The sequence below is a fragment of the Pantoea rwandensis genome (assembly GCF_000759475.1).
Lineage (GTDB): Bacteria > Pseudomonadota > Gammaproteobacteria > Enterobacterales > Enterobacteriaceae > Pantoea > Pantoea rwandensis_B.
This window is the reverse complement of the sequence record NZ_CP009454.1, coordinates 3,025,679-3,041,653: the sequence shown is the minus strand read 5'-3', so window position 1 is coordinate 3,041,653 and position 15,975 is coordinate 3,025,679. Positions and strand designations below refer to the sequence as shown.

The 15,975-nt window shown below is 52.3% G+C and carries 15 protein-coding genes and 1 pseudogene; 12 read left to right on the top strand and 4 right to left on the bottom strand.

Annotated features, from left to right (window positions below; genetic code table 11):
- The first annotated feature begins 10 nt into the window (after nucleotides 1-10).
- The 3 genes from rtcR to LH22_RS13840 all read left to right on the top strand — a co-directional run bounded on the left by rtcR (nucleotide 11) and on the right by LH22_RS13840 (nucleotide 2,726).
- Nucleotides 11-1,585 (top strand): RNA repair transcriptional activator RtcR, encoded by a 1,575-nt coding sequence (gene rtcR, locus LH22_RS13850; protein WP_038647431.1) that lies wholly within the window; start codon nucleotides 11-13, stop codon nucleotides 1,583-1,585.
- Between the two features lie 256 nt (nucleotides 1,586-1,841).
- Nucleotides 1,842-2,102: a hypothetical protein gene (locus tag LH22_RS13845; RefSeq protein WP_038647429.1), complete on the top strand. Its 261-nt coding sequence runs from the start codon at nucleotides 1,842-1,844 to the stop codon at nucleotides 2,100-2,102.
- A 312-nt stretch (nucleotides 2,103-2,414) separates the two neighbouring features.
- Nucleotides 2,415-2,726, top strand: a complete 312-nt coding sequence (locus LH22_RS13840; RefSeq protein ID WP_038647427.1) for a hypothetical protein — start codon at nucleotides 2,415-2,417, stop codon at nucleotides 2,724-2,726.
- Nucleotides 2,727-2,758: 32 nt separating this feature from the next.
- On the opposite strand, the gene LH22_RS13835 is transcribed toward LH22_RS13840, so the two are convergent.
- From LH22_RS13835 to LH22_RS13820, 4 genes are all read right to left on the bottom strand, one after another.
- Nucleotides 2,759-3,817, bottom strand: coding sequence for a YeiH family putative sulfate export transporter (locus LH22_RS13835; RefSeq protein ID WP_034821867.1), 1,059 nt, complete (start codon nucleotides 3,815-3,817; stop codon nucleotides 2,759-2,761).
- 158 nt (nucleotides 3,818-3,975) lie between these two features.
- Nucleotides 3,976-4,488, bottom strand: a complete 513-nt coding sequence (locus LH22_RS13830; RefSeq protein ID WP_038647425.1) for a GNAT family N-acetyltransferase — start codon at nucleotides 4,486-4,488, stop codon at nucleotides 3,976-3,978.
- A 97-nt stretch (nucleotides 4,489-4,585) separates the two neighbouring features.
- Nucleotides 4,586-4,879 carry a hypothetical protein gene (locus LH22_RS13825; protein WP_234465340.1) on the bottom strand — a complete coding sequence of 98 codons (294 nt, stop codon included), beginning with the start codon at nucleotides 4,877-4,879 and terminating at the stop codon, nucleotides 4,586-4,588.
- A 24-nt stretch (nucleotides 4,880-4,903) separates the two neighbouring features.
- On the bottom strand, nucleotides 4,904-5,194 hold the full coding sequence (locus LH22_RS13820; protein WP_038647423.1) for a hypothetical protein: 291 nt from the start codon (nucleotides 5,192-5,194) through the stop codon (nucleotides 4,904-4,906).
- A 224-nt stretch (nucleotides 5,195-5,418) separates the two neighbouring features.
- On the opposite strand from LH22_RS13820, the gene otsB reads away from it, so the two are divergent.
- From otsB to LH22_RS13775, 9 genes and pseudogenes are all read left to right on the top strand, one after another.
- On the top strand, nucleotides 5,419-6,207 hold the full coding sequence (otsB, locus tag LH22_RS13815) for a trehalose-phosphatase (protein WP_038647421.1): 789 nt from the start codon (nucleotides 5,419-5,421) through the stop codon (nucleotides 6,205-6,207).
- Nucleotides 6,204-7,640, top strand: a complete 1,437-nt coding sequence (otsA, locus tag LH22_RS13810; RefSeq protein ID WP_038647419.1) for an alpha,alpha-trehalose-phosphate synthase — start codon at nucleotides 6,204-6,206, stop codon at nucleotides 7,638-7,640. The genes otsB and otsA overlap by 4 nt, the downstream gene beginning before the upstream one ends.
- 962 nt (nucleotides 7,641-8,602) lie before the next feature.
- Complete coding sequence (flhD, locus tag LH22_RS13805; protein ID WP_038647417.1) at nucleotides 8,603-8,953, top strand: flagellar transcriptional regulator FlhD; 351 nt, start codon at nucleotides 8,603-8,605, stop codon at nucleotides 8,951-8,953.
- Complete coding sequence (gene flhC, locus LH22_RS13800; RefSeq protein ID WP_034821849.1) at nucleotides 8,953-9,531, top strand: flagellar transcriptional regulator FlhC; 579 nt, start codon at nucleotides 8,953-8,955, stop codon at nucleotides 9,529-9,531. Before flhD ends, flhC begins: the two co-directional genes overlap by 1 nt.
- Nucleotides 9,532-9,663: 132 nt before the next feature.
- A complete protein-coding gene (gene motA, locus LH22_RS13795; protein WP_034821846.1) occupies nucleotides 9,664-10,551 on the top strand; it encodes a flagellar motor stator protein MotA in 888 nt (295 codons plus the stop codon).
- Complete coding sequence (motB, locus tag LH22_RS13790; RefSeq protein ID WP_038647414.1) at nucleotides 10,548-11,579, top strand: flagellar motor protein MotB; 1,032 nt, start codon at nucleotides 10,548-10,550, stop codon at nucleotides 11,577-11,579. The genes motA and motB overlap by 4 nt, the downstream gene beginning before the upstream one ends.
- Before the next feature lie 10 nt (nucleotides 11,580-11,589).
- Nucleotides 11,590-13,572 (top strand): chemotaxis protein CheA, encoded by a 1,983-nt coding sequence (cheA, locus tag LH22_RS13785; protein ID WP_197079558.1) that lies wholly within the window; start codon nucleotides 11,590-11,592, stop codon nucleotides 13,570-13,572.
- A gap of 22 nt (nucleotides 13,573-13,594) precedes the next feature.
- Nucleotides 13,595-14,092 carry a chemotaxis protein CheW gene (gene cheW, locus LH22_RS13780; RefSeq protein ID WP_034821837.1) on the top strand — a complete coding sequence of 166 codons (498 nt, stop codon included), beginning with the start codon at nucleotides 13,595-13,597 and terminating at the stop codon, nucleotides 14,090-14,092.
- A gap of 170 nt (nucleotides 14,093-14,262) precedes the next feature.
- A pseudogene (locus LH22_RS13775) lies at nucleotides 14,263-15,939 on the top strand (methyl-accepting chemotaxis protein).
- The last annotated feature ends 36 nt before the right edge of the window (nucleotides 15,940-15,975 follow it).

Sequence of the window (15,975 nt, the reverse complement as noted above, 5' to 3'; positions counted from 1 at the left end):
GGGATAAAGTGTGAAGCGACGGGTAGTGATAGGTGTTTTAGGCACGCAACTCGACAAACGTGGCAAAAGGCAAAACCGCTGGAGTAAGTGGCGGCCCAGTGTGGCGCTGTGTCAGCATGCCGATTTGCCCGTGGACCGGTTTGAGGTACTGCATCAACCGCTGAATCGCGGCATGGTGGAACAACTGACTGAAGATATCGCGCGCATTTCTCCCCAGACTCAGGTGGTGCCTCATCAAATCAGTCTCGACGACCCCTGGGATTTTGAAGAGGTGTACGGTGCTTTTCTTGATTTTGCTCGCAACTATCCCTTCGATACCGAAAATGAAGAGTATCTGGTCCACATCACCACCGGCTCGCACGTTGCGCAAATATGCTGGTTCCTGTTAACCGAAGCACGCTTTCTGCCTGCTAGCCTGTTACAGACTGGACCGGGGCCGAAGGAGGAGAAATCCCCTCAGGGCGTTTACTCGATTATTGATTTGGACTTGAGTCGCTATACCACTCTGACCAGTCGTTTTCAGCACGAACAACAGAATTCCGTGTCGTTCCTTAAATCAGGCATTGAAACGCGCAGCGCCATTTTTAACGCCCTGATTGAACAAATTGAGCGGGTGGCGCAGCGCTCTGATGCGCCAATGTTGCTAAGCGGGCCGACGGGGGCGGGGAAATCCTTCCTCGCTGAGCGTATCTATCAATTGCGTCTCGCACGTCATCAGGTGAAGGGCAAGTTTGTCGCGGTCAATTGCGCGACGCTGCGTGGTGATAACGCCATGTCAACGCTGTTTGGCCACGTTAAAGGGGCCTTTACGGGGGCATTAACGGCACGCAGCGGCTTATTGCGTGAAGCGGATGGTGGCATTCTCTTTCTTGATGAAGTTGCTGAACTGGGTCTGGATGAACAGGCGATGTTATTACGCGCCATTGAAGAGAAACGTTTTTTCCCGTTTGGAGCCGATCGTGAAGTGAGCAGTGATTTCCAGCTTATTGCGGGCACGCACCGTGACATGCGCCAATGGGTAAAAGAGGGGCGCTTCAGGGAGGACCTTTACGCACGCATCAATATGTGGACATTCCAGCTGCCGGGACTGGCAGAGCGTCGCGAGGATATTGAACCGAATATCGACTATGAATTGCAGCGATTTACGCGCACGCGTCAGCATCAGGTGCGGTTTGATAAAGAAGCGCGTCAGCATTATGTGGCTTTTGCCACCTCACCAGCAGCTGCATGGCACGGTAACTTTCGTGAACTGGGTGCCAGTGTTATGCGAATGGCAACACTGGCTGAAGACGGGCGTATTTCACTGATGCTGGTAGACGAGGAGATCGCGCGATTACGCTTAAACTGGCAGAGTGAGCGAGTGGCATCACCCTTACTGCCGATGGTTGGCGATATTGATCTCTTCGAGCAAAGACAACTCGAGACGGTGCTGGAAGTCTGTCGACACGCCACAACATTATCAGAAGCGGGACGACATTTATTTTCGGTCTCACGGCAGCATAAAAAGCAGCCGAATGATGCCGATCGCTTACGTAAATACCTCATGCGCTTCGGGCTGAATTGGGAAGATATCCAGAAAAAATGAATGCCGTTGTTTGCGCGGCTGAGAGGAAATTTCCTGTGGGATAGCTTCACACCGCTGAAATGTTTAAATCTCTCTGCGCTTTTAATTGTCATCAAACCTGAGGTGTTTTTTCCTGGTATTGACGTTAGGTTTAATTAAAATATTAATTAAATCAATGGCAATACTATCCAGGAATAGACTGTTTTTTCTTCAAGATACTGTAAATTACACGGCAATTTTGCTTTAATTAACCGACGTGGCAAGATGAGAGGACAGCATGACAAAAGCCTATATAACAAAATATGCATTAACCCGGGGCATCTACATCGCAGAAGGTGAACTCAAAAATGATGGCGAGGTATTTGTACAGCGCCGCGATCGCGAGTACAACTTTGAGCAATTTTTTAAGAAAAAAGAGTTTCAGTTAACCGAAGAAGAAGCGCTGGCGCGTGCGGATAAAATGTGTGCGGTGCAACTTAAAAAGCTGGCGAAAGAGTATCAAAAACTCAGTGAGCTGGAATTTACGATTAAAGAGTGATCGCGATCGGATATTGATTAGCTAATTAACTGATTATTATTAGTTCTGTTGTTGAGATGAGTGTCCGAAAGAAATTCGTTAAGGTTTCGCTAAAATAATGAAATCACATTTCAATATCTGCGCCAAAGTGATGTAACACGCCGCCTGCGGGCGGTTTTTTATTGTCTTATAGGGTGAAGGTTGCCCATCAATCCTGACAAAAGAAATGCTGATAGGTAACAATAGCGAAGCGGCGAAAGGTATTGCCGATTATGTTAATTCACAGACTTAGGTTACTGTAATATTACGGACCAAAAATAAGCAGAGGTTCGCGTGCGCGAGAACGAGATTGACATCCATTATTACGCCACCGAAATCCGGAAATTAGCAGCATCGCATCAGGCTGGAGAAACACTGAGTGACGTAAAAGCCAGAGTGGATAGCCTCATTCAGTTAATGAAAGAGTCACTCGGCAGTGACAAAGCCTGGCAGGCGAAGAATTGGGAGGCGCTGTTGGATCAGTTGAATATTTATTTGACCAACAAGGTTGATCCGAAGTGGATGACGGTGATCTCTCATGCCAAATTCCGCATTAAAAGCCGCAGACAGACCGCCATCTATTCACGAAAACACTTCAAACAATAAGGTATTTGCCGCCCAGCCGGGCGGCAAATAAGTTATCCAAGCCAATGATGGATGGTGAGATTAATCGCGCCGCCACCCACAATCAGCCAGATAAACAACATCAATCCTAATAACAGCGGACGCAGACCGGCTCGCTTCAGTTGACTGATATGGGTGGTAAGACCCAGTGCGGCCATCGCCATGGCGAGCAGCACGTTATCCAGCTGATTAATGACCGCAATCGCCGAGGCGGGAATCAGATGCGCTGAGTTAAACAGCGCCACCAGAATGAACGCCAGCGCAAACCATGGGAAGGTAATACGCTGTTTTTCCCCGCTGGTGGCCGGTGCGCTGCGGCGAACCATCACGCCGATTACCACCAGGAACGGTGCCAGCATCATCACGCGCAGCATCTTGGCAATGACCGCCGCATTTTCTGTTTCCGGGCTGATAGCATGTCCGGCCGCCACGACCTGCGCCACTTCATGCATGGTCGAACCGGTGTAAATACCAAATTCACTCAGGCTCAGGCCCGGCAGTAAAGGCGAAACGCTATGCCAAATCAGCGGGTAAAGGAAAATCGCCAGTGTACCGAAGATCACCACAGTCGCGACCGCCACCGCCACTTTGGAGGATTCGGCTTTAATCACCGGTTCAGTCGCCAGTACGGCGGCGGCACCGCAAATACTGCTACCTGCACCAATCAACCACGCGGTTTCACGATCCAGTTTCAGGATTTTACGTCCCAGCCAGCAGGCGAGGGTAAAGGTGCTGGTCAGCATCAGTACATCGATCACCACACCACTGACGCCGACATCCAGCACCTGCTGGAAGGTGAGACGAAAGCCATAAAGGATAATGCCGAGACGCAGCAGTTTCTGTTTGGCAAACTGTACGCCCGCGTCGCAGTGACCGTGCACCGTCGGGTAGAGCGTATTGCCGAGAATGATCCCGCCGATGATGGCCAGCGTCAGGGCGCCTAGCCCCAGTTGTGCGACAGACGGTAGATTACCGAGCCATGCCGTTGCCAGCGCAATGGCCGCCGTAAGCAGCAAACCGGGCGCGAAATGCGCCATACCCTGTGAGTGTTTGTGTAGAGAGATATCAGCCATAACGCCTCCTGTGTTGCCGTTATGATGCGGAGAGATGGCTTGAAAGAAAAACTGATTATATCGTTATAACAAATCTGAATAAGTGGTAAAGACGGGGCTGAACGCAGATAAAGGCGGAGAGGGCGCGGCGAAATCGGTGTTCGCGGCGCCCTGTCGGGTTAAATCACCATACCCAAAATTTGCAGCGTGCTGCGCTGCGAGGCGGTAACGAACGGGATGTCTTTGATGTGCTGCATGCCAAAGGCTTCCCAAAATTTACGTGCACGCACGTTTTCAGCCATCACTTCCAGCCACATGTAACCTTCCTGCTTCTCACGGGCTTCATTGATGATGCTTTGGAACATGATTTTGCCGAAGTTCTTACCGGTCTGATCGGGATTCAGGTAGAGCTTATTCAACATGGCGCCCGTCATGCCGGAATCAGGAACCGGTGTATTCCAGGTGACCTTGGCAAAACCTACTGGGTGATCGGTCTCGGCGATCAGCCAGCTCTCGTTTTCTGCCGCGAGGCTGCTCTGCAGCACCGTCAGTCCGTATTCTTTATCGATAAACGCATCCATTTCGTCGGTTGAAACCCACATATGTTTGAAATGCGCGCTGTAGGTCATGCGTCCCAGCTGATGAAGCAGTTCCGCGTCCTCGGCCCGAGCCTTGCGTATGGTGAAATTCATGTAAGATGTCCTGTTATCCGTCCCTGTTGATGGTCGTGCAGCCAAACGTTCCATCGCTGACTTTTCAGCAGGGTACTTTAACAGGGAGGCGCGGTATTCACGATCCTAACCGCAGGGTTTCGGCGCGCTTGGCGGTGTCATAAACGTATTGCAGCATCGGCTCCAGATCGGCATCCGGCCCGGAGCTGATAATTTTGCCACGCAGCCACTCAATTTCGCTGGTGATATCGGGGTGGAAAATGGTGTTGTTCTGCGCGTTGCGCAGCCATTTCAGCAGAAAGTTATTCTTGCCGCGCACGCCGGCGGGTTTGCGCGTTTTTGCATTGATCTTCAGCGCCACCAAAATGCAGTAATAGAAATGCACGCGCTGGCTGTAGCTCTGGGGGATCATAGGCTGTTACCCGCCATGACATCGCTAAAGTGTGAACTTGATCGGATTTTCATCGTCCTGAATGCCTGCCTGAAAGCACCATTTGGCGCAGATATGGACCTTTATCGGCCTTTTTTCCGCCTTGAATCGCGCGGTAACCGCACCATAAGCCAATCGGCGGCGCGGATGCAAGTGAGGAAAATCTGGTAAATGCGGCGTCATCAGGGAAAGAGGGCGGGCAAAAATTGAGGTCTTAAAAAAGCGAAGCGTTATAAAAGGAAAGGGGGCGATTTTTTGCCGTCGCAAAGACCTGAAACAGACACTTTTCTCATGCATTAACCCGCTGCGCCTGGCAAAACTGTGATCTCCGTCTAGACTTAATGCTGACGATGTTCGCAGTCAGGTTGCTGTGTTGGCAATAAAGTTGTGCGTTTGTGGAGAGTTACCTATCGCAGTCCCCCGTTTTTGGCTCAATCTCCTCGCCTCAGTCCAGGCATTGGACTGAAAACACCCAGCCTGACTTCGAACATCCTGTTAAAGCTCAATGAACAGGAGGAGACGTGACCCCTGCGGTTAATCAGAACAGCACCTTGCCGTCACTCAGCGGCGGTCTTTATGCCTTCTTTTTTGATGTCGACGGCACGCTAGCGACCATTGAATCGCAACCCGAGTCGGTTTCCATCCCCGCATCGGTGCGCCAGCATCTGCAACAAATCTCCAATCTGAGTCATGGCGCCCTGGCGCTGGTATCGGGCCGTCCGATTGCGCAACTGGATGCACTGGTTGCGCCACTGGAAGCGCCCGCTGCTGGCGTGCATGGTGCAGAACGTCGTGACGCCAGTGGGCACGTGCACCGGCATTCGTTGCCTGGCGATATTGCGCAAACGCTACAAACCGAACTGCAGCAAACGCTCGACCAATGGCCAGGCACCCTGCTGGAAGTGAAAGGCATGGCGTTCGCACTGCACTATCGCAACGCGCCCGAGTACGAGAAATCCATCATGCAACTGGCAGAAGACGCCGTGATGCGCTTTCCTGCGCTGGCGCTACAACCGGGCAAGTGCGTGGTGGAATTGAAGCCGCAGGGCATCGATAAAGGTGCGGCGGTACGTGAATTCATGCAAGAAGCCCCCTTTATTGGCCGTATTCCGGTCTTCGTGGGTGACGATCTGACCGATGAAAAAGGATTTCTCGCCGTGAACGCCATGCAGGGCATTTCAGTCAAGGTCGGAGAAGGCGCCAGCCATGCGCGCTACCGTCTCGACAGCGTTGACGCGGTATGGCACTGGCTGGGGCAACTATTATTACAAGTAGAACATGACATCGTCGGTAAGGAGTCAAGGTTATGAGTCGTTTAGTCGTGGTATCTAACCGTATCGCCATTCCGGATGGAGGCAAAGCCAGCGCAGGGGGTCTTGCGGTGGGCATTTTGGACGCGTTACGCACCACCGGAGGCTTGTGGTTTGGCTGGAACGGAGAGATCAGTGAGTTCTCTGGCGAGGAAGATGAGCCACTTTCGCAAGTCGAGCAGGATGGCATCACCTATGCTTCTCTGCCGCTCAATCAGAACGATTACGATCAGTACTACTGCCAGTTCTCCAATACCGTTATCTGGCCTGCCTTTCACTATCGTCTGGATTTAGTGCAGTATCAGCGTGAAGCCTGGGATGGCTATTGCCGCGTGAACACCTTACTGGCGCAGCGCCTCAAACCGCTGCTGCAACCCGACGATGTGTTATGGATCCATGATTATCATCTGCTGCCGTTTGCGGCCGAGTTGCGCAAATTGGGTGTGAATAATCGCATCGGCTTCTTTTTACATATCCCGTTCCCGACGCCGGAGATCTTTAATGCGCTGCCACCGCATCAGACGCTGCTGGAGATGCTGTGCGATTATGACTTGTTAGGTTTCCAGACCGAATCCGATCGCGTGGCCTTCCTCGATAGCCTGAGCCAGTTGACGCAGTTGCAGAATAAAGGTGAGAAGAAACACCGTGCCTTTGGCAATACCTTTATGACGGAGGTGTATCCGATTGGTATCGAACCGGACAGCATAAAAGAGATGGCTGAGGGACATTTGCCACCGAAGATGGCGGCGATGAAACGTGAACTGGGCGATGTGCAAAACATTATTGCCAGCGAGCGGCTCGATTATTCCAAAGGATTACCGGAGCGTTTTCTGGCTTATGAGGCACTGCTGGAGAATTTCCCGCAGCATCGCGGCAATATCCGTTATTCACAAATCGCGCCGACGTCTCGTGGCGATGTGCAGGCCTATCAGGATATTCGTCATCAATTAGAGACGGAAGCGGGGCGCATTAACGGTAAGTACGGTACGCTCGGCTGGACACCGCTCTATTATCTGAACCAGCACTTTGATCGTCGCCTGTTGATGAAAATCTTCCGCTTAACCGATGTGGGTCTGGTCACGCCGCTGCGTGACGGCATGAACCTGGTGGCGAAAGAATATGTGGCCGCGCAGGACCCGGACGATCCGGGCGTGCTGGTGCTGTCTCGCTTTGCGGGGGCGGCAAATGAGCTGACATCGGCATTGATCGTTAATCCTTACGATCGTGATGAAGTGGCCGCCGCACTCGACAGAGCGCTCACCATGCCGCGCACGGAGCGTATTTCGCGCTACAACGACATGATGGCGGTGTTGCGTAAGCAGGATATTACGCAATGGCGTGAAAGCTTCCTGCGTGATTTAAATGGGTTACCTGCGCGCAGCGCCGATCATGGTATCGCCAATAAAGTCGCGACCTTCCCGAAACTCGCCTAATTCTGCTTTCCGGTGCGCAGTTCTGCGCACCGTTTTCACTGCCCATCTTAAACCTGCGAAATCGTTTTCATTTGCTTAAGGGGTAACTGCCTGACACGGCAGCCAAAATCGCACGTTTTGGTTAAAAAGCGTGCAACTGAACGCGAAAAAAGCTTTTTTTTCATGTCAGCCCTAAAGGTTTGGTTGGTCAGGCCGATAGTTATTTCAAATCAATGCGTCAAATCCCCAATTCATTCATATCACTAATGTAACGCACTGTTACATCCACTGCCGTTCGCTAAACACTCCCTACAAAGCCCTAACAGTTCCCAGGCGCGCTGCGTCCAGTCTTCACGCTTATCTATCATCATGGTGGTAGTGCCTTTCAGCAATATTCCCTGTAAGTGATTAATTTAGAAGCAAATAGTTTTTCCTAAAATCAGCATATTATGCTGCCTTTGTGATTTTTAGTGGCTTCATATCGCCATTTAAAACCAACTCAACAGATAAAAGATCGCGTTGTCATGACAATCGACCACACAGGCTAAACAGGGGCTTTTTAAAGTGAAATATTAGCGAAACAATTCAAAATCGTTCAAAAAACGTACAACAGAAAAGCAATTCTGAAGCTTCCAGGAAAAAATTTGCCTTAAAAGTGTGATGTAGATCACACTTTATCTAAAATTTCGCTCCACTCACGTTGTATGTCGATATCAGACGATATAGATTTGCCTTGTTTTCGGATTAGTCTTAAAAAACTGTAAGCAGACGTCACGGAAGATGGTTACAACTCGATAAAAGAATGGCCTGGAGTTTTGACTACTACTGACCAATGCCCCGGTGGGGAATGAAACAGTTCAGTACACGTTGGCTTGTGCCTGATAATTTTTTTGCCATCTTTAGATTTACCAACCAGCAACCCGAACCATAGAAATTTAAATTCTGTGGCCGTATATGTGTCGCGTCTATCAGGATGGAAAAAAATGGGTACATCAGAATTACTAAAACATATATATGACATCAATCTGTCATATTTGCTTCTTGCTCAGCGTTTAATTAACCAGGAAAAAGCTTCAGCAATGTTTCGTTTAGGCATCGATGAATCGATGGCAGATGCATTGTCGCAATTAACCTTGCCTGAGATGGTAAAATTAGCGGAAACCAATCAACTGGTTTGCCAGTTCCGCTTTACCGATCACAGCCATATTAATCGTTTGACTCAAGAATCACGCGTGGATGACCTGCAGCAAATCCACACCGGCATTTTATTATCCAGCCGTTTACTGCGGAACGCGTCAAAAGATGATGCTTCCGCGAAGAAGAGGGCGGTTTAATGACCGAAAAAAGTATTGTTCAGGAAGCGCGCGATATTCAGCTGGCCATGGAGCTGATTACGTTGGGCGCACGACTGCAAATGCTGGAGAGTGAAACTCAGCTGAGCCGTGGTCGCCTGATTAAACTGTATAAAGAGCTGCGTGGTGCACCACCACCGAAAGGCATGCTGCCATTCTCAACCGATTGGTTCATGACCTGGGAACAAAATATTCACTCATCCATGTTCTGTAATGCCTGGCAGTTCCTGTTGAAAACCGGGCTGAGCAATGGTGTTGAAGCGGTGATTAAAGCGTATCGCTTGTATCTTGAGCAGTGTCCGCAATCGGACGAGGGCCCGCTGTTGGCGCTAACGCGTGCATGGACCCTGGTGCGATTCGTTGAAAGCGGCATGCTGGAATTGTCTGACTGTAAATGCTGTGGCGGGAGCTTTATTAATCACGCTCATCAGCCTGTTGGCAGCTTTGTTTGCAGCCTGTGCCAGCCGCCATCACGTGCCGTAAAAAGACGTAAACTTTCTGCAGATTCTGCCGATACCTTTCCACAACTGCTGGATGAACAGGTTAAACGTGCCGTTTAAGTTTGTTCGCATCGTGGAAAACATCCAGCAGCGGCTTAGTCCGCTGCTTTTTTTTTGCCCACGATTTACGAATAACACCTGCGGCTCTCTGGCTTAACTTCTACCAACACGTTACGGACGTAAGGATTTTTTGTGCTGATTATTCTGGGTTATATCGTGGTCGTCGGCTCCGTGTTGGGCGGCTATATGATGGTCGGTGGCCATCTGGGGGCGCTTTATCAGCCTGCCGAGCTGATTATTATCGGCGGTGCCGGTATTGGTGCCTTTTTAGTGGGCAACAATGGCAAGTCGATCAAGAAAACATTAAAAGCCTTGCCAATGTTAATGCGCGGCTCGAAATATAACAAAGCTGTATACATGGATTTAATGGCACTGCTGTATCGCCTGATGGCGAAATCACGTCAGCAAGGCATGCTGTCATTAGAACGTGACATTGAAGATCCCAGCCAGAGCGAAATTTTTGCTAACTATCCGCGTATTTTGTCCGATAAACAGTTGGTGGATTTTATTACCGACTATTTGCGATTGATGGTGAGCGGAAATATGAATGCGTTTGAAATTGAAGCGCTGATGGACGAAGAGATCGAGACCTACGAGCACGAGTGTGAAGTGCCGGCGCAAAGTATATCGGCCATGGGCGATGGCTTACCTGCCTTCGGTATCGTGGCGGCGGTGATGGGCGTGGTACACGCACTGGCCTCAGCCGATCGCCCGGCAGCAGAGTTGGGCGCACTGGTAGCACACGCCATGGTGGGAACCTTCCTCGGCATCTTGCTGGCTTATGGCTTTATCTCGCCGCTGGCGTCAGTGCTGCGTCAGAAGTGTGCCGAAACCACCAAAATGATGCAGTGCGTCAAGGTGACCTTGCTCTCCAGTCTGAATGGTTACGCACCGCAGATCGCCGTGGAGTTTGGCCGTAAAACCCTGTATTCCGCTGAGCGTCCGTCGTTCTCCGAACTGGAAGAACATGTGCGTAACGCGAAAAATCCTGCGAAACAAACCTCGGATCAGAACTCATGAAGGCAGGCAATCGCCCCATTGTGCTGGTTAAAAAGCGCAAACATAAAGGTCATCATGGCAGCCACGGCTCGTGGAAGATTGCCTATGCCGACTTTATGACGGCGATGATGGCGTTCTTTATGGTGATGTGGCTGCTCTCAATTTCCAGCCCGAAAGAGTTGATTCAGATTGCAGAATACTTTCGTACGCCGCTGAAAGTCGCGCTGACCGGTGGCCAGCGCAGCAGCGATAGCGAAAGCCCGATCCCCGGCGGCGGTGATGATCCAACGCGTAAAGACGGTGAAGTGAAGAAAGTGGTCGATATGGATGCGCAGAAGAAAAAGCTGGAAGAGATTCGTCTGAATCGTCTGCGCGAAAAGCTGGACCAGTTGATTGAAGCCGATCCGCGTCTGAAAGCACTGCGTCCGCATCTGATCATCAACATGGTGGAAGAGGGGCTGCGCATTCAGATCATTGATAGCCAGAACCGCCCAATGTTCAAAACCGGTAGCGCAGAAGTGGAGCCGTACATGCGTGACATCCTGCGCGCAATTGCGCCGGTGCTGAATGATATTCCGAACAAAATCAGTCTGGCTGGGCATACGGATGATTTTCAGTATGCGTCTGGCGACCGTGGCTACAGCAACTGGGAACTCTCAGCAGACCGCGCCAATGCTTCACGTCGTGAATTGGTGATTGGCGGGCTGGATGGGGGCAAAATGCTGCGCGTAGTGGGCATGGCTGACACCATGAAATTAAAGAATCGTGGTTCGAACGATGCTGTAAACCGTCGTATCAGTCTGCTGGTGTTGAACCATGACACCCAGGCTGCGATTGAGAAAGAGAACTCTGAGAGCGATGCCGCGCAGATAACTGACCCGGCACAAATTATTCCCGACATTACCGCACCGACCGGTCCCGCTGCATCTGCTGCACCCGCAAGTTCTACCGCGACTCCGGCCTCGCCGGCCAGTGCGGTGGCACCTGCACCAGCAGCGCAGCCAGCGGCAGGCGCGGTGACACCAGACCAACCCTCACAGCCGAGGTGATCCCGTGAGCATGGACATCAGCGATTTTTACCAGACGTTTTTCGATGAAGCCGATGAGCTGTTAGCGGATATGGAGCAACACCTGTTGGGATTGGATCCCCAGGAGCCCGATTCCGAGCAGTTGAATGCCATTTTCCGCGCCGCCCACTCTATTAAGGGCGGAGCCGGTACGTTTGGCTTTACGGTTTTACAGGAAACCACCCACATCCTGGAAAACATTCTGGATGGTGCGCGCCGCGGCGAAATGCAGCTCAGCACCGACATCATCAACCTGTTTTTGGAAACCAAAGATATTATGCAAGAACAGCTCGATGCCTATAAAACGGCGCAGGAACCCAACGCAGAAAACTTCAAATATATCTGCGAAGCACTGCGTCAGCTGGCGCTGGAAGCCAAAGGAATCGCACCCGAACCGGCGAAAGTGGCCGACGTGGTGGAGATCGCCGCGGCCCCGACAGCAGCAGCGGGTTTACGCCTGCAACTGATCGATTTGAAAGAGAAAGAGCCGGAACTGATGCTGGAGGAACTGGGTAACCTCGGCACCGTCTCCAACGTGGTGAAAGGCACCCACTCGTTAGAAGTGACCATTGATGGCGTCGGTAAAGACGACATCGTTGCGGTACTCTGTTTTGTTATTGATGAAGCGCAGATTCATTTCCCGGAAGGCGCGGCCGCCGTCGCAGCAGCACCTGCCGAAGCCGTTGCGGTGGAAGCCCCTGCACCGGTGCAAACCGCCACCGTAACCGACATCACCCCGCCAGCCAAACGTGAAGCGAAACGTGCGGCAGCGCCGGCCAAAACCAGCGAATCCAGCAGTATTCGTGTAGCGGTTGAGAAGGTGGATCAGCTGATCAACCTGGTTGGCGAGCTGGTAATTACCCAATCGATGCTGGCACAACGTTCTGGCGAACTGGATCCTGTGGCGCACGGCGACCTGCTGAACAGCATGGGCCAGCTGGAGCGTAACGCGCGTGACCTGCAAGAGTCGGTGATGTCGATTCGTATGATGCCGATGGAGTATGTGTTTAGCCGCTTCCCACGTCTGGTGCGAGATCTGGCCAGCAAGCTGGGCAAAGAAGTGGAGCTGACCCTGCTGGGTAGCTCAACTGAACTGGATAAGAGCCTGATCGAGCGCATTATCGATCCGTTAACGCACCTGGTGCGTAACAGTCTTGACCACGGTATCGAAACGCCAGAGAAGCGTCTGGCCTCCAGCAAAACGGCGGTGGGCAATCTGACGCTGTCAGCAGAACATCAGGGCGGCAATATCTGCATCGAAGTGATCGATGACGGCGCCGGTCTGAACCGTGAACGTATTCTGGCTAAAGCCCTGTCCTCTGGCCTGCCGGTCAGCGACAGCATGAGCGATGAAGAAGTCGGCATGCTGATCTTCGCACCGGGCTTCTCAACGGCGGAGCAGGTGACTGACGTATCCGGCCGTGGCGTGGGCATGGATGTGGTGAAGCGAAACATTCAGGAGATGGGCGGTCACGTCGAAATCTCCTCGAAGCAGGGCAAAGGCACCACCATTCGCATCCTGCTGCCATTGACGCTGGCTATCCTGGATGGCATGTCAGTGCGCGTGGCGGATGAAGTGTTCATTCTGCCGCTGAACGCGGTGATGGAATCCCTGCAGCCAACGGCTGAAGAGCTGAAACCGCTGGCGGGTGGCGAGCGCGTGCTGGAAGTGCGTGGCGAATACCTGCCGCTGGTTGAGCTGTGGAATGTGTTTGATGTGCAGAATGCCAAAACCGATGCGACCCAGGGCATCGTGGTGATTCTGCAGAGCGCAGGCCGTCGTTATGCACTGCTGGTGGATCAGCTGATTGGCCAGCATCAGGTGGTGGTGAAGAACCTGGAAAGCAACTACCGCAAAGTGCCGGGCATTTCTGCCGCCACCATCCTCGGCGATGGTAGCGTGGCGCTGATTGTGGATGTTTCTGCACTGCAATCGTTGAACCGTGAAAAGCGTGTGGCCGGTGCCGCAGCGTAATAGATAAATAAAGGGCAAAAAAATGACTGACATGGCAACCGTGACCAAAATCGCTGGCGAAACCGTGGGCCAGGAATTCTTAGTTTTCACCCTGGGTGACGAAGAGTACGGCATCGACATTCTCAAAGTGCAGGAGATTCGGGGTTACGATCAGGTAACGCGCATCGCTAACACCCCTGAGTTCATCAAGGGTGTGACTAACCTGCGTGGTGTGATCGTGCCAATCATCGACCTGCGAGTGAAGTTCGCGCAGCAGGATGTGGAATACAACGAAAACACCGTGGTGATCGTGCTGAATCTTGAACACCGCGTGGTGGGTATCGTGGTGGATGGCGTGTCAGACGTACTGTCTCTGATGCAAGAACAGATTCGTCCGGCACCGGAATTCGCTGTAACCATGTCTACCGAGTACCTGACCGGCCTCGGCGCACTGGGCGAGCGTATGCTGATTCTGGTCGACATCGAGAAGCTGCTGAGCAGCGAAGAGATGGCGCTGGTGGATACGCTGCGTAGCGCGTAATCATCGACAATCACGGGCTGGCAGCATCGGCCCGTGATAATCCCGCATTGAAATAATTTCTATAAAAATCAGATAATAACAATATTTATTCACACAACTTTCATTAAACTCCCTGCCTCGCCCGCCGATAAATACTGCGTTCTATTTACTTACTTTTCCCAGGGCTATCTATGTTAAAAAAAATTCGCGTAGTCACCAGTCTGCTGGTGGTGCTACTGATGTTTGGCCTGCTGCAGGTCATATCCGGATCAATATTCCTCAAAGCATTAAACGACGACAAATCCAGCTTCAATGTGTCGCAGCTAGCGAGCCAAAACCTTTCGGCGCTGAATGATGCTTATATGAGCCTCAACCAAAGCCGTGTTGTGTTGACGCGCATCCAGTTGCGTATCGCCACCAGTAAACTGGCCAACAAAGAGCCGGATATTGAGGGGCTGTTCAACGACAGCAAGCAGTTCCAGCAAAAAGCAGCGGATAATTTCAAACTCTATAAAGCGATTCCGGATACACCGGGACAAAATGCTGAACTCACAGGGCAACTGGATGAGGGCTATGCGGCTTACGCCACGGCATTGGGACAGATGCAGGATGCGCTGATTGCTAACGATCTATCAAAAGCGGGCAGCGTGCCGGTGGCACCGAGCCAGAGCAAATTCCTGAAAACTTACACCGACTGGCGTGAGGATGTGGCGAAGCTGGCAGCACAAGGCCAGGAAAAAAATGCCGATGCCTTCAGCCGCATGAGCTGGATTCTGGGCGCTATCATGGTGGTGGTATTAGTGGTGATTGGATTGTGCTGGGTGAACCTGCGCCGCATTCTGATTAATCCATTGAACACTAACATTGCCCACATTCAGTCGATCGCGCAGGGTGATCTGACCCAGAGTATTACCGTTGAAGGCCGCAATGAGATGAGCCAACTGGCGAGCAGCCTGCATGACATGCAGCAGTCGCTGGTGCGTACTGTCAGTAACGTGCGTGACGGCTCTGATGCGATCTTCACCGGTGCGAGTGAAATCTAGGCGGGTAACAACGATCTCTCAGCCCGTACGGAAGAGCAGGCCGCCTCGCTGGAACAGACCGCAGCCAGCATGGAACAGCTGACCGCCACAGTGAAACAGAACGCCGAAAACGCCCGTCAGGCGTCACAGCTGGCGTTGAGTGCCTCTGAAACCGCGCAGAAGGGCGGCAACGTGGTGGAAGGCGTAGTGCGTACCATGAGCGATATCGCCGGGAGTTCGAAGAAGATCGCTGATATCACCAGCGTGATTGACGGTATCGCTTTCCAGACCAACATCCTTGCGCTGAATGCCGCGGTGGAAGCGGCGCGTGCTGGCGAGCAGGGGCGTGGTTTTGCGGTGGTGGCCGGTGAAGTACGCAACCTGGCACAGCGCAGCGCCCAGGCGGCGAAAGAGATTAAGGGTCTGATTGAAGATTCTGTCAATCGCGTCAACAGCGGTTCGCAGCTGGTGGGTACCGCCGGTGAAACCATGAGTGAAATCGTCAATGCGGTCACCCGCGTGACCGATATTATGGGCGAAATCGCCTCAGCGTCTGATGAACAGAGTCGCGGTATCGATCAGGTCGGTCAGGCAGTGACGGAAATGGACCGCGTCACCCAGCAGAACGCCTCGCTGGTCGAAGAGTCTGCTGCGGCAGCGGCTTCGCTGGAAGAGCAGGCCAGCCGTCTGAGCCAGTCTGTGGCGGTGTTCCGTGTGCCGCGTGCCGAACAGCCTGGCATGGTCAGTGCCGTGGTGCGCCATCCGCAGATCGCGCCGGCGGTGTTGAGTGCACCCCGTAAAGCCGTGACGGCGCCGGTCAGCGACAGTAACTGGGAAACGTTTTAATCGCTTGCAGTGGCGTGCGCTGGCGCACCCACTGCC